The organism is Streptomyces sp. NBC_01092, from assembly GCF_045039535.1.
Taxonomy (GTDB): domain Bacteria; phylum Actinomycetota; class Actinomycetes; order Streptomycetales; family Streptomycetaceae; genus Streptomyces.
Genome location: NZ_CP108659.1, coordinates 1,462,978 through 1,483,313 on the forward strand (window position 1 = coordinate 1,462,978; position 20,336 = coordinate 1,483,313).

A 20,336-nucleotide genomic window follows, 5' to 3' on the forward strand; every position below is an offset into this window, starting at 1 on the left:
CTTCGGCATCCGGTCAGGCGGCCGGGTCGGGGCCGGGTCCGAAGACCACGCAGGACGCCGCGGGCACCTCGATGGAGCCCTCGTACCGCGGGAGTCCCCGGTCGGGGTCCAGGGCGAACCAGGACACGTCTCCGGAGCGCTCGTTCGCCACGTACAGGAACCCGTCCGCCTCTGCCAGCGCGCGTGGCCAGTGGCCGGCGCAGGGCACCGTCCCGACCAGCCGCAGTTCCTCGTCCTCGACGGCGAACGTGGACAGCACGTCCTCGCCGCGGGTGGCGGTCCACACGAAGCGCCCGTCGGGCGAGGCGACGATCCCCGACGGATAGGCGTCGCCGGCCGGGGCGCCCGGCAGCACCGGCGTCTCCGTGAGCGGCTTGAGCGTGCCGTCGTCGGCGTCCCAGTGGCAGACGGTGACCGTGGGGGTGAGTTCGTTGACGACGTACGCGTACCGGCCGTGCGGATGGAAGGCCAGATGGCGGGGGCCCGAGCCGGGGCGCAGGGCGATCTCCCGGTACACGTCGAGCGTGCCCTCGGTCAGGGTGCACACCCGGACCGAGTCGGTGCCGAGATCGACGCTGACGGCCCAGCGGCCGCTCGGGTCGCTCAGCACCTGGTGGGCATGCGGGCCCTGCTGGCGTGGTGTGTGGGGGCCCGAGCCGGTGTGCCGGAGGACGGCGGGCGGGGCATCCGCGAGGGTGCCGTCCGAGCGGACGGGCACGGCGGTGACGCTGCCGGAGCCGTAGTTCGCGGTCAGGACGTGGCCGGCGAACACGCTGAGGTGCGTGGGCCCGCTGCCGCCCACCGGGACCGGCGAGCCGACGAGCTCGGGCTTGCCGCCGTTCACGCGGTACGCGACCACCGCGCCCTCGGCGGTCTCGCTGACCGCGTAGAGCGTGTCGCCGGCGGGCGACAGGGCCAGGTACGCGGGGTCGGGCACATCGCGCACACCGCTGAGGACGGTCAGCGCGCCGTTGTCCGCGGCCACGGCCGCCGTCGTGATGCCATGACCTCCGGCTGCCGTGAACGATCCGATGTAGGCCCGTCTCCCCCGCCTGCCGACGTCTGCCACCGCTGTCCCCTTCCGGTCGGGTGCCGTCCGGGCTGACGGTAGCAGCGGATCATCATCGGTCTAGACCAAGGTCGCCTGATCGTCGGCGAGTTCGCGTCACTCTCCGCCCTCGCCGCGCGTCACTCTCCGTAGGGGGCCTCGTGTCACGCTCCGCACGAGCCTCACCTCGCGTTTCCCCGGCGGGACCCGCCCGCGGGCCGCTCCCGCGCGGCTCGCGGGCTGGTGGGTCCGACGGATGCGGGGTTACCCGCGAGATGCCCTGATCCACCCTCTCGGTGGCCGATGAAGCGACACGGCCGTGCTCGGCGTGGCTCCGGCCGCCTGGTCTCAGGCGCCGACGAGCGGTGAACCCGACGGCGTCCGCAGGGGCTGGGCGAGTTCGACGAGGGCGCGCTCCAGGCCGTGCAGATGGGCCAGCGCGGGGTCGGCGGCCGTGGGCTGCGCGGTGGGGGCGGTGACGTCCGCGCCGCCGGTCAGGGCCTCGACGGCGGCCTCGACGCGCCAGCACGCGGCGGCCAGGCGGGCGTCGTGCGAGGCCACGGGGTCGCCGGCCACTGCGGCCAGGCCCCGGATCTCCCGGGCGCAGTCGTCGAGCAGGTCCAGCACCCGGCGGGCGCGCCGCTTGCGGGCCGGCATCGGGTTCAGCGGGTGCACGAGTGGGGCGACCGACAGCCGTACCCGGCCGAGCAGCCGCTCCAGCTCGGCCACCCGCGAGCCCGGGTCGGCACTCTCGTCGCCCGCGAGGCGTGCGGCGGCCTCGGCGGTGGCGGCGTGGACGCAGCGCAGGGCGCGCTGGATCCAGGCGTCGGTGATGGCGTGCGTGGTGACGGGCAGGACGAACAGCACGGCCAGCACGGCGCCGATCGCCCCGACGCCGGTCTCGGCGAGTCGCAGCGCCAGCAGGGCGGGTTCGAGGACGCCGAGGAGGCCGTAGAGGAGCTCGGCGAGCAGGGTGACGCTGAGCATCATCCAGGTGTAGGAGACGGCGGCCGTGTAGAAGATGCCGAAGACGCACACGGCGAGGAGCACGGCCGTCGGGACCGCCGCCCCCTGCAGCGGGACGGCGACGAGCAGACCGAGGCCGATGCCGATCACCGTGCCGAGGACCCGGCGGAAGCCGCGGACCAGGGTCTCGCCGCGCGAGGTGGTGTTGACGAAGATCCACCAGGTGGCGCCGACGGCCCAGTACCAGCGCTGCCCGGACACCAGCTGCCCCACGACGAGGGCGAAGCCCGCGCCCGCGGTCGCCTGGATCGCCTGGCGCGTGGTCACGCGGGCCAGTCCGCCGCCGCCCGGCGGTGCGGGTACGGGCGCCGGGGGCATCCGGCGCTCGTAGCACCACAGCCCGAACCGCACCGCGGCCGCGGTCAGCAGGGACAGCAGTACGGCGGCGTAGAGCTCGGGCAGCTGTCCCGGGGTGGCGTGCAGGAACTGCGCCACGAAGAAGGTCATGAACGCGAACACGCCGAGGCTGTGCCCGCGCGGCCCCCAGCGGCGGGCGTACACGCCGGCGCCGACGACGGCGAGGAAGGTGAAGTCGCGGGCGACGGGGTGGTCGTGCAGCTCGGCCGCCGCCGCGAGCACGGGCAGGCCGACGAGCGGCAGCAGCGCGGTGGTGACCGCCTGCCCGCGGACCGTGGTGTCGGTGACGGTGAACAGGGCGAGCAGTGCGGCGAGCCCGCCGGTGACCGCGCCGACGAGGGAGGTTCCGGCCAGCGCGCAGACGACGACCGCGAGCCCGATGCCGAGGACGGCCCGCGTGGCGGAGCGCAGCCGCGCCCGCCCCGGGTCCGGCGCCACGAACACCCTCTTCAGCACTGTTTACGCCCCTTCGCCACCGGCATGAAAAAGGCGCCGCGGGAACCCGCAGCGCCATCGACCGGGTCCATTGCAGCATCAACGTGCAGACTGGCTCAAGTGACGCCCGATATGGTGGGCCATTGGTACAGGCATATCGGTCCCGGCTCGTCCATCAGCGAGCCAACGGACCACACGCGCAGAGAGGCCGCGACACCATGGCCGTGGACGAGCTCGACACCCGCATCCTGCGGCTTCTGCTGGAACAGCCCCGCACCAGCGTGCGTGAGTACGCCCGCATCCTCGGCGTCGCGCGCGGCACGCTCCAGGCCCGGCTCGACCGGCTGGAGCGGGACGGTGTGATCACCGGCACCGGGCCGACGCTGTCGCCCGCCGCCCTCGGCCATCCGGTGCTCGCGTTCGTGCACATCGAGGTGACCCAGGGCCATCTCGACGACGTGGGCGACGCGCTCGCCGCCGTCCCGGAGATCGTCGAGGCCTTCTCGATCACGGGCGGCGGGGACCTGCTGACCCGGGTGGTGGCCCGCGACAACGCCCACCTGGAGGACGTGATCCAGAAGCTGATCAGCCTGCCCGGCGTGGTCCGCACCCGCTCCGAGGTGGCCCTGCGCGAGCGGGTCACATACCGGCTGCTGCCGCTCGTGGAGTCGATCGGGCGGGCGGCAGCACGGAAATGACCTTTGACATCCTGGGCCCATGAGCGGACTCAGCGGCATTTCGGTCATCTTCGATCTCGACGGAACACTCGTGGACAGCGAGCCCAACTACTACGAGGCGGGCCGCCAGACCCTGGCCGAGCACGGCGTGCCCGACTTCACCTGGGCGGACCACGAGCGCTATGTCGGCATCAGCACGCTGGAGACGGTCACGCTCTGGAAGCGGGAGTACGGCCTCGACGCCTCCGTCGAGGAACTGCTCGCCGCCAAGAACCGCCGCTATCTGGAACTCGCCCGCACGGCCACGCGCGCGTACCCCGAGATGCGCAAGTTCGTGGAGCTGTTGTCGACCGAGGGCGTGCCGATGGCCGTGGCCTCGGGTTCCTCGCACCAGGCCATCACGGCGATCCTGACCGGGACGGGCCTCGACGCCCACCTGCGCACCGTCCTCTCGGCCGACGAGGTCGACCACGGCAAGCCGGCCCCCGACGTCTTCCTGGAGGCGGCCCGCCGGCTCGGCACACCCCCGGCCCGGTGTGTGGTCGTCGAGGACGCCGCCCCGGGCGCCGCCGCCGCGGACGCGGCCGGCATGCGGTGCATCGCGGTTCCCTACGTGGCCGCCCAGGCGGACGCCCCGGAGTTCGCGACGGCCGGGCTGTTGCTGCGGGGCGGGCAGTCGGAGTTCACGGCGCGGGCGGCATACGACTGGCTCGTGAGGTCGACGGCCTCCGACTGAGCCGCGCGACCCGTTCCGCCCAACTGAGCTGCCAATTAACACCTTTTGCGACCATTGGCAAGCGGTGGGACGATGGTGAGCGTAGGCGCGCTCACAGGAGAGACAAGTGACTTCAGGGCAAGGTGACGCGCCCGAGGTGGAGTTCGTCGAGGCCTTGGTGGAGCTGCGGGCCGAAGCGTCTGTGCGCGATCTGGTCGCGTGGTGTTCCCGCTACGGCATCGACGTGGTGCCCATGGCCGCCGGAACGCTCATCACCGGTTCGGGCCGGCAGTTCGCGGAGGCGTTCGGGGCGCCCGTCGAGGACCGTTCGCGGCCGAGGACGCTGCCCGTTCCCCCGGGACTCGATTCCACCGCGAGGTCCGTCACCGTCCTGCCGACTCCCACGCTCGGCGTGCGTGACCGGCTGCCGTGACCGTGCGTCCGGGCGCCACTTCCCGGAGGGACCGATGGCTGCGAAGACGCCGACATACGAGCAGAACGTTCCGGACACCGTCTACGGCTATGTGTCGGCGCGGTCGCGGGGCGGGGTATCGATGACCGAGGCGGCGAGTCCCTTGTCGGCCCGGCCTTTCCACGCCGAGAGGGACGTCAGGGAGCGGGCCGAGGAGCATGCGCGGCAGGCCGGTCTGACCGTGACGGCCGAGAGCATGCTCGGATTCACCGTGGCCGGCACGCCGGCGGCGTTCGAGCAGCTGACCACCGGCAGGATCGTGAGCTACGAGGTTCAGCAGCGGGTCGAGATGGGCCGGCAGCGTTCCGTGACGCATCTCGACATCGTCGGCGACCGTCAGCCGAGTGCCCTCGGCATCGGTGCCGCGCCGGGAGAGGCGAGCATCGAGGCCGTCGCGCTGGAGGAACCGCGCATACCGATGCGGCTCGTTCCGGCGACGGCGCGGCCTCCGCTGGTCGCGAAGTTCCATCTCACGCTTCCGGACGACGTGGCCCGACTCCTGGGCGCCACGCCCGCGCACGAGCGGGGGCACGTCGGACGCGGAGTGCGGGTCGCCATGGTCGACACAGGACAGGCGCCGCACGCCCACTTCACGACGCACGGCTACGACATCACCCCGACCGTGGCGCTCGCCCCGGGGACGAGCCCCGACGAGGACCCGGTGGGGCACGGCACGGGCGAGTCGGCGAACATCTTCGCCGTGGCACCCGGCGCGCGTCTGCTGCCGTACCGCGGCAGCGACCGGAACGGCAGGCTCACCGCCGCCATGGCGGCCTTCGTCCGGGCGAAGGCCGAAGAGCCGCGGGTACTGACGAACTCCTGGGGCGGGCGGGTCGGCTTCCCCGAGGAGGGACCCCTGCCGGAGACCCACCGGGTGTGGGCGCTGGAGATCCTGGACGCGGTGGAGCAGGGCATCGTCGTCGTCTTCGCGTCGGGCAACGGGCATTTCTCGATCGAGCCGCAGGTGCCCGGGGTGCTGTCGGTCGGCGGGGCCTTCTCCGATCCGCAGGGCAAGTTGCGGGCGTCGGACTACACGAGCGGCTACGCCAGCCCCTGGTTCGACGGCGTCGTCGTCCCCACGGTCTCCGGGCTGGTCGGCCTGGCGCCCCTGGCCCAGTATCTGATGCTCCCGATACCGCCCGGCTGCTCGATCGACGTCGCGGAGAGCGACGAGGGCGACGGGACGACCCACGACGACGGCTGGGCACTGTTCTCCGGCTCGTCGGCGGCCGCGCCCCAGATCGCGGGAGCGGCGGCGCTGCTCCTGGAGGCCCGCCCGGGACTCACGCCGCGCCAGGTGGCCGAAGCATTGGCCAGGACCGCCACCGACGTCACCACCGGCAAGAACGCCTTCGGCATCCCGGCCCGCCGCGGCCCGGACGAGGCCACCGGGGCGGGGCTGGTGAACGTGAGCGCGGCGCTGGACTTCGCCCTGACCCACAACCCATAGACAGCCGCCGGACCGTCCAATCCACATCCGCCGGATCACCCGAGTGCCAATCCCGTCAGCACCGTTGACGCCTCCTCACCTCACGCATAGCGTCTGGTCGACCATCCGTACATTGTTCGTGATTACGAACAAGGCGACCCGCGTGGAGGAGCACCCATGGCACCGCCCCTCTCCAGAAGATCCCTTCTCCAGGCCGCCGCGCTCGCCGCGGCGGCCCCCGCGATCAGCCACACGGCAACCGGCAGGGCAGCGGCCGCCGTTCAGGAGGCGCAGGCCGTGACCGCCGTTCCGTCCGCCTGGTCCGTGCAGCCCTTCGCCCTGGACGACGTGGTCCTGCGGCCCGGACTCCTCGCCGACAAGCGGCAGTTGATGCTCGATCACGCCCGGGGCTACGACGTCAACCGGCTGCTCCAGGTGTTCCGCGCCAACGCCGGGCTCGCCACGGGCGGCGCCGTCGCGCCCGGCGGGTGGGAGGGGCTGGACGGCGAGGCGAACGGCAATCTGCGCGGGCACTACACCGGGCACTTCCTGACCATGCTGTCGCAGGCCTACGCCGGCACCGGCGAGCAGGTGTTCGTCGACAGGATCGGCACCATGATCGGGGCGCTGACCGAGGTACGCGCGGCGCTGCGCAAGGACCCGGCGGTGCTGAGCGTCGGCGGGAGGTTCGGTACGGCCGCGGAGAATGTCCGGGGGTCCTACCAGTACGTCGATCTCCCCGCCGCAGTCCTCGGGGGCGCCTCGGCGATCACCCTGTCCGCCTGGGTGAGGCCCGCCCACGACGGCAACTGGGCGCGCGTCTTCGACTTCGGCAACGACAACACCCGGTACATGTACCTGGCCGCCCGCAACTCCGGCGGGGTGCCGCGCTTCGCCGTCACGACCGGCGGGCCGGGCGGTGAGCAGGGCCTCGACGGCACCGCCGCGCTGCCGCTGAACCAATGGAGCCACCTCGCGGTCACGATCGCGGGCGGCACCGGGACGCTGTACGTCAACGGCACCTCCGTCGCCCGGAACACGGCGATGACCCTCACCCCGGCCGCCCTCGGCACCCTCACCAACAACTGGCTCGGCCGCTCCAACTTCGCCACCGACCCCGTCTTCGCGGGCGCCTACGACGAGTTCAACGTCTGGTCGCGGGCCCTGAGCGCCGCCGAGATCACGCAGTTGCAGGGCGCTCGTGCCGCCGACGCCTCCGCCGGGCGCGGCAACCTGGCCTCGTACGCCTTTGACGAGACCTCCGGCGGGACATTCGCCGATGCCTCCGGACGCGGGCTCACCGCCACCCTGCGCCGCACCTGGGGCGGGCCCAGCCACCCCGGTTTCCTGGCCGCGTATCCGGAGACGCAGTTCATCGACCTGGAGTCGAGGACCACCAGCGACTACACCAAGGTGTGGGCGCCGTACTACACCGCGCACAAGATCCTCAGGGGTGTCCTGGACGCCTACCTCGCCACTGGGGACGCTCGGGCCCTCGACCTCGCGTCCGGCATGTGCGACTGGATGCACGCGCGGCTGTCCCAGCTGCCCGAGGCCACCCTGCAGCGCATGTGGGGCCTGTTCTCCAGCGGCGAGTTCGGCGGCATCGTCGAGGCCGTCTGCGACCTGCACTCGATCACCGGCAAGGCCGAACACCTCGCGCTGGCCCGGCTGTTCGACCTGGACCGGCTCATCGACAACTGCGCCGCGAACACCGACATCCTCGACGGGCTGCACGCCAACCAGCACATACCGATCTTCACCGGGTACCTGCGGCTGTACGACGCGACCGGGGAGGCCCGCTACCTCGACGCGGCACGGAACTTCTGGGGCATGGTCGTGCCGCACCGCATGTACGGCATCGGCGGCACCAGCACCGCCGAGTTCTGGAAGGCGCGCGACGTGATCGCGGGCACGCTCAGCGACACCACCGCCGAGACGTGCTGCGCGTACAACATGCTGAAGCTGAGCCGGACCCTGTTCTTCCACGAGCAGCAGCCGAAGTACATGGACTACTACGAGCGGGCCCTCTACAACCAGGTCCTCGGCTCCAAGCAGGACAAGGCCGACGCCGAGAAGCCGCTCGTCACGTACTTCATCGGGCTGACGCCCGGCCATGTGCGCGACTACACGCCCAAGCAGGGCACGACCTGCTGCGAGGGCACCGGCATGGAGAGCGCCACCAAGTACCAGGACTCGGTGTACTTCAAGGCCGCCGACGGCAGCGCGCTGTACGTCAATCTGTACAGCCCGTCCCAACTGACCTGGGCCGAAAAGGGTGTGACGATCACTCAGACCACGTCCTTCCCCCGTGAGCAGGGCACCACGCTCACCATCGGTGGCGCCGGCGCGGCCTTCGCCCTGCGGCTGCGGGTGCCGTCCTGGGCGACCGCCGGGTTCCGGGTGACGGTCAACGGCAGTGCGGTGAGCGGCACTCCGACGCCGGGGAGCTACTTCACGGTGTCACGGACATGGCGCGGCGGCGACACGGTACGGATCTCCATGCCGTTCCGGCTCCGGGTGGAGAAGGCGCTCGACGATCCCTCGCTGCAGACCCTCTTCCACGGTCCGGTCAACCTCGTCGGCCGCAACTCCTCCACGAGCCACCTCCGGTTCGGCCTGTACCGCAACGCCGGTCTCTCCGGCGATCTGCTGCCCTCACTCACCCCGGTCTCCGGCAAGCCGCTCCACTTCATCCTCGACGGCACCGAGTTCGCCCCGTTCTTCGAGGGCACCGAGGACCCGACCCACGCCTACTTCCGGCGTTCCGAGCCCCGGGTGATCCTCGGCAACTCCGACTCCGGCGTCGCCAACCCCGCGAAGTCCGACGGCACCACACTCCTGGACGAGATCTGGGCCGGGGCGCCCTTCGCGGGCAAGGGCGCGCTGGTCTCGCGGGTGCGGTTCACCGTGAGCGCCTGGGTGAGCGCGGGTCTGCTGAGCCAGGCAGACGGGCAGACGGTCGTCCGTACGGCGGAGCGGGCCACGTACGCCCCCTGAACCGCCGGCCGCGTCCCCGCGCCATGGCATACGACGAGCACCTCGCCCAGCGGATCCGCGCAGGACGAGGTGCTCGGGGCGTGGATCGACGAGGGGCGTGGATCGACGAGGGGCGTGCCTTCGCGGCGAGGCTGCCGCCGAAGTAAGTCCGCTAGGACCTGCGGCGCGGCTTGCCCCCCTTGGAGCCCTTGGAGCCCTTGGTGCCCTTGGAACCCTTGCCGCCGGTGGTGCCCCCGTGCCGGCCGCGGCCGGTCCCGGGCTGGCGACGCGGGGCGCCGCCGCTCTCCGGACGCCCCCGCTTCGGCTGGTCCTGGGCGGCCGGGGTCTGGGACGTCGTACGGCCCCGGGTGCTGTTGACCGTGCGGCCGCGGACGACGCCGATGAAGTCCTCGACCAGGTCGGTGGTCGCCTCCTGCGGCCAGCACAGGGCGATGCCCGACTGGGGGGCGTCCACGAGCGGCCGGTAGGTGAGGTCCTTGCGGTGGTGGAGGCGGGCCAGGGACTGGGGTACGACGAGCAGGCCGACGTTCGCCGCGACGAGCTCGACGGCGTCCTCCGTGGTCGCGGGGCGCTCGAAGGCGGGCTCCCCCGGCGGTCGCTCCCAGTCGAGGACGTCGTCGAGGGGGTGGAGGACGACCTCGTCGGCCAGGTCCTCGGCGCTCACCTCGTCGACCGCCGCGATCACATGGTCCTTGGGGGCGACGACGACCGTGGTCTCGGTGTAGAGGGGGATCGCGCTGAAGAACGTACGGTCGACCGGCAGCCGTACGAAACCGGCGTCCGCGTCGCCGTCCCGGAGCAGGTCGGGCGCCTCGGCGGCGGTCACGGAGTGGAGGGTGAGGGGCACGTCGGGGAAGCGCTCGTTCCAGATCCGCACCCACTTCGCGGGGGTCACTCCGGGGACGTAGGCGAGCCGGAACGACGGCGCTGCCTGGGGGGAGGGCGGGGGTGCTTCCGAGCCTGTCACCTGGCCAGGTTACCGGGCGTGGTCGGCGGGCGTTCACCCACTCGATACCCTTGGGACCATGACGTCGCACCAAAACACCCAGACCATGAAGCCCGCCACCGCGGCGAAGAAGCTGGGCGTGTACCTCGAAGCCACCCCCGCCGAGTTCCGCGAGGGGGTCGTCACACGCGCGGAACTGAACGCGCTCCAGGCCGACCCGCCGCAGTGGCTGAGCGACCTGCGGCGCGACGGACCGCACCCCCGCCCGGTCGTGGCGCAGAAGCTCGGCGTCTCCATCGCGGGCCTGGCCCGCGGCGGGGTCACCGAGCCCCTGACCACCGAGCAGATCGAGGCGCTCAAGCAGGAGCAGCCCGAGTGGCTGGCCAAGGAGCGAGCCACTCAGGCCGACGTCCGCAAGGAGACGGCCCGGATCAAGAAGCGCGACGCCGAGCGCGACGCGCGGCAGTCCTGACCCCGTCCGGCTCGGTCAGTCCCTGCACTCCCCTTCCGGGATCGACTCCAGGAAGGTGGCCGAGGGCACGAAGAACAGGGTTCCGGTGACGGCCTGGGAGTAGTCGAGGATCGGGTCGGGGCCGGATTCGGGGCCGCCGAGGAACATCTTGCGGAGCATGGTCTCCGGGATCTCGGGGGTCCGCGCGTACGCGATGAAGTACGTGCCGAACTCGCCGTGGCCGGGCCTGCCGAATGGCATGGCGCCCCGGAGTATCTCCAGGTCCTCCCCATCGGGGCCGGTGACCGTGTTCACGTCAATGTGGGAGCCGGGCACATCGAGTTCGATGTTGGTCAGCTTGGAGCGCCCTATCACCTTCTCCTGGGCCTCGACGGCCAGGGCCTCCCAGGCGTCGACGTCGTGCACGTACTTCTGCACGAGCGCGTAGCTGCCAGCCTCGAACGCGGGGTCCTCGTCGCCGACGATCGCCGCCTCGCCCGCCGCCTGACCGACCGGGTTCTCGGTGCCGTCGACGAAGCCGAGCAGGTTGCGGGAGTCGAAGTAGGCGAAGGCCTGGACCTCGTCCTGGACGGTGACCGCCCCGCGCAGCCGCTTCATGATCTCGGCGGACAGGGCGAAGCACAGATCCGTGCGGGCGGCGCGGATGTGGAAGAGCAGATCGCCCGGGGTGGCCACGGCGCGATGCCGGGGGCCCTCCAACTCCTCGAAGGGATGCAGCTGTTGGGGACGCGGACCCTCGAACAGCCGGTCCCAGGCCGAGGATCCCACACCGGCCACGCAGCACAGGCCTCCGTCCGGGCTGGGGAAGCCGACGGCTCGGACCAGTCCCGCGAGCCCGGCCATCAGGTCGCGTACGGCGCTCTCGCCTCCGGATTCGATCGTGACCACCAGGAACACCGCTACGGGCGCCGGCTGACTCAGCACCGGCTGCGGCAGTGCACCGGCCGACCGTATGGACGACGGCTTGGATGACGGCATGGTTCCCCTCTCACCCTCGGACCCCGCCACCTAACGATGCCCGGCCGAACCGGGAACAATACCCACCGAATTCCCGCACTTCTGGCGCGTGTGCGAGGCAGGATCGGCGGATTCGGCCGCAAAAAACCCGCATGCGAACGCTCGTACGGGTCTGGGATCATCCCGGCATGGTCCACCGTCTCGAACCCCTGGTCATCCGGCACACCCGTCGCATCCCGCGCCCCACCGGCCTCGCCGGCGAAGGCGCCGTCGCGGCGCGGCAGTTCGACGCCGCGCTCATGTCCGTGGGCTTCAAGCTCTCGGCCGAGCTGCTGGAGCGGCTGTCGGGGCTGTCCGAGGGCGCGGTCGTCGACACCGCGGTGCGGACGCTGGGCACGGTGCGCGAGATGGTCGGCGACCATGTGGCGCACAACGTCTACTTCGTCGACTTCCCGGCCAACGTGCCGGACACCATGGACTTCTGGATGCGCTGCATCGCCGAGGCACTCGCCGACGACGGGGCACGCGGGCGCGTCCTGGAGCAGCTGAGCACGGGTGTCGTCGATCTGCTCACGCTGCCGTCGTACGGCCGCTACCAGCACACGTACGCCGAAATGCTCGGCCACCACGAGGAACTGATCGCCGCGGCCGGCGACCGGATGACGGTCCTGCATCTCGGCGATGACGCGGACTCCGAAGTCGGCGCCCTGTACCTGGCGTTGGCGGGCAGCAGCACGCCGCTGGGCGAGGACGCCCTGCGTGATCTCGGCGTGCTCGCCGAGGCCTGCGCGGAGGGGCCGCAGCCCGGGGCGATCCCGGTCCGGGAGAACCGTGCCGTGGTCAACCGGGCCCGGATTCGGACCGGTTCGGTGCTGCTGCTGGACACGGTCACCGATGTGCTGCGGCTGGCATGCGCGGTGTCGGACGGCGATGTGACGCTCGCGCAGGCCACGCGATTTCGGGGACTGTCCCGGCCGGTGCGCCGCGCCCTGCTGGCGGGCCTGGACTCGGTGGTCGCCGCGGCGCCCGCCAAGCTCGCGGACGTCCATGCGCACCGCGAGGACTTCAAGCGGCTGGGCGAGCGGCTGCACCCGCACGAGTACCCGCAGTGGCCGCACGCCGCGGACGTGTTCGCGGTCGCGCGCGGGGAGAAGCGGGCGCCTTCCTTCGACAGCCGGGTCGAGGAGCTGCTCGGCATGCACGACGTCATCGGCGCGGTGAAGTTGCTGAGGTCCGCGCCGGGCAAGCTGTTCCGCGCGCTGGACCGGCTGTTGCGCATGGCGCTCGACCAGGAGGAGCGGGACGCGGTGGTCACCGCAGTCGAGGAGGTCGTGGCCGATGTCTCCGGACGGGTCCTGCTGTCCGTCCGCGAGCACATGGCCAACCGCGCGCAGGACACGGGCGAGACCCGCGTGTTCGTGAACCGGCTCGGCCGGGCCTGGGTCACCGCGGACGAGCGTCCGCCGGTGCTGCCGCCCGAGCGGGAGCGCCTGATCGCCGTACTCGACGAGGAACTGCGACGCCGGCTGCCGGACCCGGGCCATCTGCTGATCGACCCGGACGCCCTGGAGGTCGCGCTGCCGCTCAGCGGCAGGGCCTCCGCGGCAGGGCTCGGCGTGCTGCCCCGCGGCTCGGTGTCGCCCGTGGAGGGTGAGCTGCTGCGCTTCTTCGTGTACTGGAAGGAGGCCGGCCACCGCACCGACTACGACCTGTCGGCGCTGATGCTGGACGCCGACTACGCGACGGTCTGCTGGCTGGCGTACACCAACCTCACGGACCTCGAGGGCGAGCACTCCGGTGACATCACCGAAGCGCCCGACGGCGCCTCGGAGTTCATCAACCTGCGCCTCGGCGCCGTGCGCGGGGAGTTCATCGTCCCGCAGGTCAACATCTTCGCCGGGGAGGGCTTCGAGGAGGTCGCCGAGTCGTTCTTCGGGTTCATGCTGCGGGACACGGAGCAGCAGGGCCGTCCGTTCGAGCCGCGTACCGTGCGCATGAAGTCGGATCTCCGCGGGCCGGGCCGGGTCGCGCTGCCGCTGGCGTTCCAGCGCGGTCCCGACGGCCGGTGGCGTGCCAAGTGGCTGCACCTGTATCTGCGGGGAACGCCTGCAGCCAACCGGGTGGAGGGCAACCGGGTGTCGGTGGCGACGCTGCTGCGCGGCATCGTGGAGCGCAAGCAGTTGACGGTGCGCTACCTGACGGGCCTGATGGACGCCACGACGACGACCCTGTGGGACGGCAGGACGGTCCCGGAGGGTCCGGTCACCTACATCGGCCTTCAGCGGCCGGACGGGCTGCACCCCGGGTCGCGGATCGTCGTACCCGAAAATCTGCGCGACCTGATCCCGGAGTGACTGTTAGAGTCGGCCGTGGCGAGGCCATGAAGGGACTTCCTTCTCAAATCCTTCTGAAATAGTCCTTTCGCTTTCCTCGCCACTCAACTCTTCCCGTCGGCTCAGCTGTCGTAGTCGACCGTCAGCGTCTCGGACACCGGGTACGACTGGCAGGTCAGCACGTAGCCGGCGTCGACCTCGGCCGGCTCCAGTGCGAAGTTGCGCCGCATGTCCGCCTTTCCGTCGGTGACCAAGGCCCGGCAGGTGCCGCAGACGCCGCCCTTGCAGGCGAACGGCAGGTCGGGGCGGGTGCGTTGGGCGCCGTCGAGGATGGAGCGCTCCCGCGGCAGGGCGGCGGAGGTGGAGCGGCCGTCGAGGGTGATAGTGACCTGGCTGACGGGTCCCTGCGGGCCGGCCTCCTCGTGGTGCACCTCCCGAACCGGCTCGTCGTCGGCGAAGAACAGCTCCTGGTGCACCCGCTCGTCCGGGACGCCGAGGCCCGCGAGCACCCCCTGTGCGTCCCGGACCATGCCGTGCGGGCCGCACAGCCACCAGTGGTCGGCGCTCGTCACGTCGACCAGCGCGTCCACGAGCGCCGAGAGCCGCTCGGCGTCGATCCGGCCGGAGAGCACCTCGGCCTCGCGGGGTTCGCGCGACAGCACGTGGGCGAGCTGGAACCGGGTCGGGTAGAGGTCCTTCAGGTCGGCGAGATCGTCGGCGAACATCACGGTGTCGCTGCGACGGTTGCCGTAGAAGAGAGTGACGGTCGAGCGAGAGTCGGCGGCGAGGACGGACTCGGCGATGGACATCATGGGTGTGATGCCGGAACCCGCCGCGATCAGCACATGGTGGCCGGGCGTGGTCAGGTCGGGGGTGAAGGCGCCGGTGGGGGCCATCACCTCGACGGTGTCGCCGGGGCGCACGTCGCCCACGAGCCAGGACGAGAAGAGGCCGCCCGGCACGACCCGTACGCCGATGCGCGGGCTCGACCCGACCGGCGAGCAGATCGAGTACGAGCGCCGCTCGTCGCGCCCGTCGATCTCGCGCCGCAGCGTCAGCGACTGACCGGGCTCGAACGCGAACTCCTCGGCCAGCTCCGCCGGGATGTCGAAGCCGACGGCGACCGCGTCCGCGCACAGGGGCTGGATGGCGGCCACGCGCAGGCGGTGGAAGGCCGGACGGCGGCGGGTGCGCGGGCGCAGCGCGGCGGCCGTCCCTGCTTCGGTGACGCCTTCCATTCAGATCTCCTTGACGTACTCGAACGGCTCACGGCAGGCGCGGCAGCGCCACAGCGCCTTGCACGAGGTGGCGGCGAAGCGGGAGGTCTCCTCGGTGTCCGCCGACCCGCAGCGCGGGCAGGCCACCGCCTGCCGGGTGGGGGACAGCACGAGCGCGACGGGGCCGCCGCGCGGTGCGGGGCCGGGCGGGGCGATGCCGTGCTCGGCAAGCTTGCGACGGCCGGCCGCGGTGATCCAGTCGCTCGTCCACGGCGGGTCGAGGACCGTACGGATCTCTACGCGTGCGTACCCGGCGTCACGCAGCCGCCCCGCCACGTCCGCCCGCATCTCGGCCATGGCCGGGCAGCCCGAGTAGGTCGGGGTGAGGCTCGCGACGACCGTGCCGTCCTCGGTCAGCTCGACGTCGCGCAGGACGCCCAGGTCGGCCAGGGTGAGCATGGGCAGCTCGGGGTCCGGCACCTGCGCGGCGACGTGCCGGGCGCGCCGGGCGTCGAGCAGGGTCGTCACCATGTCGCCTCCGGGTGGGCGCGGGCCACGCCCTGCAACTCGGCAAGGAGCGGGGCGAGATGGTCGGTGTGCTCGCCGTCGCGGCCGGATCCGGGCAGCGGGCGGTACACCGGCATGGGCAGTCCGGCCGCCGCGGTGACCTGGCGGATGTCCGCGACCACCTCGTCGCGCACGTCGTACGCCGTGAACAACTCGCCGATGTAGGGGGCCACTTGCTCCTGGGCCCGGCGCATCCGGCGGTGCGACTCGTCCGTGCCGTCGCCCAGGCGTACGGCCCACTCGGCGGCGTACTGCCGGTGGTAGCTCAGTTCCTTGACGCCCTTCGCGGCGATCGCCGAGAGCACGGGGTCCGGGTGGGAGGCCAGCCGCTCGAAGTGGGCGAGGCGCCAGCTGGACAGCACCAGCAGCCGCACGATCGAGAACGCGAAGTCGCCGCAGGGCAGTTCGGCCAGGCGTACGTTGCGGAAGTCGCCGGCGTCGCGGAAGTAGGCGTAGGCGTCCTCGTCGCGGCCGGTGCCGTCGGCCTGGCCGGCGCGGGAGTAGAGCAGGCGGGCCTGGCCGAGGAGGTCGAGGCCGATGTTGGCCAGTGCCACCTCCTCCTCCAGCTCGGGGGCGCGGGTGACCCACTCGCCCAGACGCTGGGCAGAGACCAGCGCGTCGTCGGCCAACGCGACGCACACGGCGGCCAGTTCGCCGGTGTCGACGCCCTCGGGCACGGTGGTGTCGACGCCGTGCAGGGGGTCCTCGAAGCCGGTGCCGTAGGCCCAGCGGGTGTCGTCCTCGTGTCCCTCGGCGAGGGTCATGTAGACGTGGTCGTCACTCATGCCCTCTCCTTCAGATGTGCGGGACGTCGTCGGGGATGTCGTAGAACGTCGGGTGGCGGTAGACCTTGTCGGCGCTGGGCGCGAAGAACGGGTCCTTCTCGTCGCGTGTGGAGGCGGCGATGTGCTCGGAGCGCACCACCCAGATCGACACGCCCTCGTTGCGGCGCGTGTACAGGTCGCGCGCGTGGGTGAGCGCCATCCGGTCGTCCGCAGCGTGCAGCGAGCCCACGTGGACGTGGTTGAGCCCGCGCTTGCCCCGTACGAACACCTCGTACAGCGGCCAGTCCTGCTTCTCGGCGCTCATACAGCCGCTCCCTTCTCCTGGCGGGCGGCCTGCTTGGCCGCGTGGGCGGTGGCCGCCTCCCGCACCCAGGCGCCCTCTTCGTGGGCGCTCCTGCGCCGCTCCATCCGCTGGGCGTTGCACGGCCCGTCGCCCTTGATGACCCGCATCAGCTCGTCCCAGTCGGGGGTGCCGAAGTCGTGGTGACCGAGCTCGGCGTTCCAGCGCAGTTCCGGGTCGGGCAGGGTGACGCCGAGCTTCTCGGCCTGCGGGACGGTCATGTCGACGAAGCGCCGGCGCAGCTCGTCGTTGCTGTGCCGCTTGATCTTCCAGGCCATCGACTGCGCGGAGTTGGGCGAGGCGTCGTCGGGCGGGCCGAACATCATCAGCGACGGCCACCACCAGCGGTTCACGGCGTCCTGCACCATCTCCCGCTGGGCGTCGGTGCCGCGCATCATCGTCATCAGCAGCTCGTAGCCCTGCCGCTGGTGGAACGACTCCTCCTTGCAGATCCGCACCATCGCGCGCGCGTACGGCCCGTACGAGCTGCGGCACAGCGGCACCTGGTTGCAGATCGCGGCGCCGTCCACGAACCAGCCGATCACGCCGACGTCGGCGAAGCTCATGGTCGGGTAGTTGAAGATCGACGAGTACTTCTGGCGGCCCTCGATCAGCCGGTCGGTGAGGTCGGCGCGGTCGGCGCCCAGGGTCTCCGCCGCCGAGTACAGGTACAGCCCGTGCCCGGCCTCGTCCTGAACCTTGGCGAACAGGATGGCCTTGCGGCGCAACGACGGGGCGCGGCTGATCCACTCGCCCTCGGGCTGCATGCCGATGATCTCCGAGTGGGCGTGCTGCGCGATCTGCCGGATCAGCGTCTTGCGGTAGCCCTCCGGCATCCAGTCCCGCGGCTCGATTCGCTGGTCGCGCGAGATCGTCGCGTCGAAGTGCTCCTGCAGCGGCCCTTCAGGGGGCGCCTCGGCGGAGTGTGAGGTCGTCATCGCTCCCGCTTCCCAACCGACCATTCGTTCGGTATCCAGTGTGACGTGTTTCCGCCAGGGGAGCAAGACCCTTCGAACGCGCGAGAACGGCCCAGGACACCCCCGCGGGGTACCTGGGCCGTCTCACTGCCGGTCGCGGACCGTCACACGTTGGGCACCTTCAGCTTGTCCCAGCTGACCTTGCCGGGGACGCCGTCCGCGTCCTTGCCCTTGAAGCCGAGCTTGTGCTGCCAGGCCGCGTAGGAGCGGCGGTCGGCCTCGGTCCACTCGGGGCTGGGGCCGTCCTCGTAGCGGCCGCATCCCTCGGCGACCAGGCGGCGGCCCATCGCGGTGATGATCGGCGACTTCTGGCCGATGTGGAAGAAGCCGCTGCCCGGGAAGGGCTCCAGCTTCGGCTTGGGCGCGGGCTTCGGGTCCGGCTCGGGGGTCCCTCCTCCTCCCCCGCCCCCCAGCCGCTGCGCGATGCGTCCCCGCATGCCGTCCATGGTGAAGCCGCGCGGGTCCTGCTTGCCCGGCTGCCACTCCTTGTGCCCGATCACCGAGCGCTCGCTCCAGCCGTGGTGCCGGCAGATCGCGGCGGAGACCTTCTCGATGGCCTCCTTCTGCGCCTCGGGCCAGGGGTCCCTGCCGTCGCCGAGGTTGATGCACTCGAAGCCGTAGAAGCGGGCGTTGCCGTCGGTGTCGGCCTCGTTGTCGTGCGGCAGCCTGGACTCGTTGATCACGGCGCGCAGGACGTCGCTGTCGCCGAGACCGGCGTGGTTGGCGCGGCCGTTGCCGACGAGGTGGATGTGGCCCTGCTTGTCGATCACGCCGTGGCAGAGCGGGCCGGGCAGGCCGGAGTAGCCGTTGTAACAGATGTTCACCGACGCCTCGGTGCCCTTGGTGACGGTGTGATGGATCATCACGCCGTTCACCGGGCCCCAGGCGCCCTTGCTGTTGCGGTTGTGGGTGCGCCAGCTGCGGACCTCGTGGACCGTGAGGCCCTCCGCGCGGAGGATCTCCACCAGCTTGGATGCGCTCAGGGGCTTGGCCATCACTCGTCTCCTTCCGCCGCCGCCTCCGCATCCGCCGTGGTCTGCGACCTCCCGCGGGACGGGTCCTCCGCCAACTGCTCCTCGCGGCGCGCCTGTTCCTCCGCCGCGAGCGTCGCCTCGTCCGCGGCCGGGATGCTGCTGGCCAGCGGGGTGAACGCGAGGCGCAGGTCGACGGTGCCGCCCTCGCCCTTGACCAGGGCCAGCGGCGCGAAGGAGCGGACGATGCCGGCGGGCGCCTGGAGCAGCGGGCGCCGGGCGGCGTCCGTGGGCCACTCGACACTGCCGGTGGCGGTGCGGGCGGGGATGATCCAGTGGTCGCCGGTGCGGTAGCCGGCGCCCTTGGCGAAGTACACCTCGACGCCGTCCTCCAGCGGCAGCCACTCCCCCTCCGCGACAGGAACCGCACCGCCCTTCAGGGCGGTCGTACGGCCCTTGCGCTTCGGCCCCTCGTGGTGGTCCCAGCGGCGCAGGAACGGGTTGAGGTGGGGCAGCCGTCCGACGGACTGGTCGGGCTCGGCGCTGAGGCGGACGCGGCGACCCGGCAGGTCCAGCTCCTCGACCCGCAGCAGGGGCAGGGGTTCGAGGCGGGAGGCGTACGCGGTGTCGACGAGCTCGACGTGGTCGCCGACGTCCAGGTCAAGCTTGTCGTCGTGGCCGAGGGAGGCCAACTGCACCCAGGTGCCGTCGAGTTCGTCGACCGGGAAGACCACCGAGCCGTTCTCCCGGGACCACTTGAAGGTGGCATCCTTGGCCTCGCCGCCCGCGTGCACCTCGACGCGGTACAGCTGGTTCTCCTGGCCGCGGTAGCGGGCGTCCGGCTTGACCAGGCAGGGGTCCTCGTCGGCGTGGTCGGGCCGCTCGCTGCGGGCGGCCAGGCGCGCGGTGGGCGTGGCCTGCTTCTGCGCCCACTTGTCGAAGGCGGCCCGCACGACCTCCTTCGACGGGTCGGTCTCCTCGATGTCCAGCGCGGCCAGCGACAGCGGCAGCACCTGCCAGACGACCTTCACCCGGGCCGCGGTGTCCGGCATCGCGGCGCCGAGGGCGACCTCGCGCAGCGCCGGGTCCTCGGCCGCGGAGACGGCGCGCTCCCACACGTTCAGGTAGACCACGAAGGGCGTCTGGGCGGGCGAGGGCAGCCGGTCGCCGGGCTTCTCCTGGTCGCGGAAGCCGTCGGGCTGGTCCCAGTAGGTCCAGTACTCGGGCAGCGCAGCGACCTCCTGCTCCTCGGCGTCCTCGTCCGGGACCGGCACGCCGGGCGCCGGGCGGGTGGCGTCCAGCAGGATGCCGTCGACGTAGTAGCGGCCGCCGTGGATGTGCAGCGAGTCGATGTCGTGCTTGCCGCCCACGTAGTCGACCTTGAAGCCCGCGGCGTCACGCGGCCCGCCGTGCCGGCCGATGAGGTCGGCGGCGAGGGTGCGGGCCTGGTGCAGCTGGATCGCGGTCTGCTCGTTGATGTCGGCGTCGAGCTGGACGCGGCCCTGCTGAGCGATGACCGCCGAGTAGCGCCGCTGCGGGCGGAACGTGAGGCGGGAGAGATCAGCGTGCATGAAGGGGGTCCCCCTGGTTCAGGAAAGTGCGGGTAGGGCTT

General features: G+C 71.8%; 18 protein-coding genes. 7 read left to right on the forward strand and 11 right to left on the reverse strand.

What is annotated here, in order from left to right:
- Nucleotides 1-13: 13 nt before the first annotated feature.
- Together OG254_RS06300 and OG254_RS06305 are read right to left on the reverse strand one after the other, a co-directional pair.
- Nucleotides 14-1,069, reverse strand: coding sequence for a lactonase family protein (locus OG254_RS06300; protein WP_405578106.1), 1,056 nt, complete (start codon nucleotides 1,067-1,069; stop codon nucleotides 14-16).
- A 327-nt stretch (nucleotides 1,070-1,396) separates the two neighbouring features.
- On the reverse strand, nucleotides 1,397-2,887 hold the full coding sequence (locus tag OG254_RS06305; RefSeq protein ID WP_405578109.1) for an FUSC family protein: 1,491 nt from the start codon (nucleotides 2,885-2,887) through the stop codon (nucleotides 1,397-1,399).
- A gap of 197 nt (nucleotides 2,888-3,084) precedes the next feature.
- On the opposite strand from OG254_RS06305, the gene OG254_RS06310 reads away from it, so the two are divergent.
- From OG254_RS06310 to OG254_RS06330, 5 genes are all read left to right on the forward strand, one after another.
- Nucleotides 3,085-3,564, forward strand: coding sequence for an Lrp/AsnC family transcriptional regulator (locus tag OG254_RS06310; RefSeq protein WP_405578112.1), 480 nt, complete (start codon nucleotides 3,085-3,087; stop codon nucleotides 3,562-3,564).
- Nucleotides 3,565-3,583: 19 nt separating this feature from the next.
- The gene (locus OG254_RS06315) at nucleotides 3,584-4,279 is read left to right on the forward strand and encodes an HAD family hydrolase (protein ID WP_405578115.1); all 696 of its coding nucleotides are present in this window, start codon (nucleotides 3,584-3,586) and stop codon (nucleotides 4,277-4,279) included.
- Between the two features lie 106 nt (nucleotides 4,280-4,385).
- Nucleotides 4,386-4,691 carry a hypothetical protein gene (locus OG254_RS06320; RefSeq protein ID WP_405578118.1) on the forward strand — a complete coding sequence of 102 codons (306 nt, stop codon included), beginning with the start codon at nucleotides 4,386-4,388 and terminating at the stop codon, nucleotides 4,689-4,691.
- Between the two features lie 34 nt (nucleotides 4,692-4,725).
- Nucleotides 4,726-6,180, forward strand: a complete 1,455-nt coding sequence (locus OG254_RS06325) for a S8 family serine peptidase (RefSeq protein ID WP_405578121.1) — start codon at nucleotides 4,726-4,728, stop codon at nucleotides 6,178-6,180.
- 156 nt (nucleotides 6,181-6,336) lie between these two features.
- A complete protein-coding gene (locus OG254_RS06330) occupies nucleotides 6,337-9,159 on the forward strand; it encodes a beta-L-arabinofuranosidase domain-containing protein (RefSeq protein ID WP_405578123.1) in 2,823 nt (940 codons plus the stop codon).
- Nucleotides 9,160-9,310: 151 nt separating this feature from the next.
- Here OG254_RS06330 and OG254_RS06335 read toward each other — a convergent pair whose 3' ends face one another.
- Nucleotides 9,311-10,126, reverse strand: a complete 816-nt coding sequence (locus OG254_RS06335) for a LysR family transcriptional regulator substrate-binding protein (protein ID WP_405578126.1) — start codon at nucleotides 10,124-10,126, stop codon at nucleotides 9,311-9,313.
- Nucleotides 10,127-10,184: 58 nt separating this feature from the next.
- Here OG254_RS06335 and OG254_RS06340 point away from each other — a divergent pair, with 58 nt between their 5' ends.
- Nucleotides 10,185-10,577, forward strand: a complete 393-nt coding sequence (locus OG254_RS06340) for a DUF5997 family protein (protein WP_405578129.1) — start codon at nucleotides 10,185-10,187, stop codon at nucleotides 10,575-10,577.
- 15 nt (nucleotides 10,578-10,592) lie between these two features.
- Here the strand turns inward: OG254_RS06340 and OG254_RS06345 are convergent, their stop codons facing one another.
- On the reverse strand, nucleotides 10,593-11,555 hold the full coding sequence (locus OG254_RS06345) for a Dyp-type peroxidase (protein ID WP_405578132.1): 963 nt from the start codon (nucleotides 11,553-11,555) through the stop codon (nucleotides 10,593-10,595).
- A gap of 167 nt (nucleotides 11,556-11,722) precedes the next feature.
- Between OG254_RS06345 and OG254_RS06350 the strand changes: the two genes are divergently transcribed.
- Complete coding sequence (locus OG254_RS06350; RefSeq protein ID WP_405594866.1) at nucleotides 11,723-13,888, forward strand: TerD family protein; 2,166 nt, start codon at nucleotides 11,723-11,725, stop codon at nucleotides 13,886-13,888.
- Between the two features lie 101 nt (nucleotides 13,889-13,989).
- On the opposite strand, the gene paaE is transcribed toward OG254_RS06350, so the two are convergent.
- The 7 genes from paaE to OG254_RS06385 all read right to left on the reverse strand — a co-directional run bounded on the left by paaE (nucleotide 13,990) and on the right by OG254_RS06385 (nucleotide 20,295).
- Nucleotides 13,990-15,105 carry a 1,2-phenylacetyl-CoA epoxidase subunit PaaE gene (paaE, locus tag OG254_RS06355; RefSeq protein ID WP_405578134.1) on the reverse strand — a complete coding sequence of 372 codons (1,116 nt, stop codon included), beginning with the start codon at nucleotides 15,103-15,105 and terminating at the stop codon, nucleotides 13,990-13,992.
- Nucleotides 15,106-15,615 carry a 1,2-phenylacetyl-CoA epoxidase subunit PaaD gene (gene paaD, locus OG254_RS06360; protein ID WP_405578137.1) on the reverse strand — a complete coding sequence of 170 codons (510 nt, stop codon included), beginning with the start codon at nucleotides 15,613-15,615 and terminating at the stop codon, nucleotides 15,106-15,108. It lies immediately after the preceding gene.
- On the reverse strand, nucleotides 15,609-16,436 hold the full coding sequence (gene paaC, locus OG254_RS06365; RefSeq protein ID WP_405578140.1) for a 1,2-phenylacetyl-CoA epoxidase subunit PaaC: 828 nt from the start codon (nucleotides 16,434-16,436) through the stop codon (nucleotides 15,609-15,611). Before paaC ends, paaD begins: the two co-directional genes overlap by 7 nt.
- Nucleotides 16,437-16,446: 10 nt before the next feature.
- Nucleotides 16,447-16,740: a 1,2-phenylacetyl-CoA epoxidase subunit PaaB gene (paaB, locus tag OG254_RS06370; RefSeq protein WP_147996091.1), complete on the reverse strand. Its 294-nt coding sequence runs from the start codon at nucleotides 16,738-16,740 to the stop codon at nucleotides 16,447-16,449.
- Nucleotides 16,737-17,714 (reverse strand): 1,2-phenylacetyl-CoA epoxidase subunit PaaA, encoded by a 978-nt coding sequence (paaA, locus tag OG254_RS06375; RefSeq protein WP_405578145.1) that lies wholly within the window; start codon nucleotides 17,712-17,714, stop codon nucleotides 16,737-16,739. The genes paaB and paaA overlap by 4 nt, the downstream gene beginning before the upstream one ends.
- A gap of 143 nt (nucleotides 17,715-17,857) precedes the next feature.
- Nucleotides 17,858-18,748 (reverse strand): peptidoglycan-binding protein, encoded by an 891-nt coding sequence (locus tag OG254_RS06380; protein WP_405578147.1) that lies wholly within the window; start codon nucleotides 18,746-18,748, stop codon nucleotides 17,858-17,860.
- Entirely contained in the window at nucleotides 18,748-20,295 is a 1,548-nt protein-coding gene (locus tag OG254_RS06385) for a DUF6519 domain-containing protein (RefSeq protein ID WP_405578150.1), read from the reverse strand. Before OG254_RS06385 ends, OG254_RS06380 begins: the two co-directional genes overlap by 1 nt.
- Nucleotides 20,296-20,336 lie beyond the last annotated feature (41 nt).

Coding starts and splice junctions, on each gene's coding strand:
- paaB (WP_147996091.1), bottom strand. CDS start 16,740: ATGAGCGCCGAGAAGCAGGACTGGCCGCTGTACGAGGTGTTCGTACGG.
- OG254_RS06350 (WP_405594866.1), top strand. CDS start 11,723: ATGGTCCACCGTCTCGAACCCCTGGTCATCCGGCACACCCGTCGCATC.
- OG254_RS06330 (WP_405578123.1), top strand. CDS start 6,337: ATGGCACCGCCCCTCTCCAGAAGATCCCTTCTCCAGGCCGCCGCGCTC.
- OG254_RS06385 (WP_405578150.1), bottom strand. CDS start 20,295: ATGCACGCTGATCTCTCCCGCCTCACGTTCCGCCCGCAGCGGCGCTAC.
- OG254_RS06380 (WP_405578147.1), bottom strand. CDS start 18,748: ATGGCCAAGCCCCTGAGCGCATCCAAGCTGGTGGAGATCCTCCGCGCG.
- paaD (WP_405578137.1), bottom strand. CDS start 15,615: ATGGTGACGACCCTGCTCGACGCCCGGCGCGCCCGGCACGTCGCCGCG.
- OG254_RS06340 (WP_405578129.1), top strand. CDS start 10,185: ATGACGTCGCACCAAAACACCCAGACCATGAAGCCCGCCACCGCGGCG.
- OG254_RS06310 (WP_405578112.1), top strand. CDS start 3,085: ATGGCCGTGGACGAGCTCGACACCCGCATCCTGCGGCTTCTGCTGGAA.
- paaE (WP_405578134.1), bottom strand. CDS start 15,105: ATGGAAGGCGTCACCGAAGCAGGGACGGCCGCCGCGCTGCGCCCGCGC.
- OG254_RS06345 (WP_405578132.1), bottom strand. CDS start 11,555: ATGCCGTCATCCAAGCCGTCGTCCATACGGTCGGCCGGTGCACTGCCG.
- paaA (WP_405578145.1), bottom strand. CDS start 17,714: ATGACGACCTCACACTCCGCCGAGGCGCCCCCTGAAGGGCCGCTGCAG.
- OG254_RS06315 (WP_405578115.1), top strand. CDS start 3,584: ATGAGCGGACTCAGCGGCATTTCGGTCATCTTCGATCTCGACGGAACA.
- paaC (WP_405578140.1), bottom strand. CDS start 16,436: ATGAGTGACGACCACGTCTACATGACCCTCGCCGAGGGACACGAGGAC.
- OG254_RS06325 (WP_405578121.1), top strand. CDS start 4,726: ATGGCTGCGAAGACGCCGACATACGAGCAGAACGTTCCGGACACCGTC.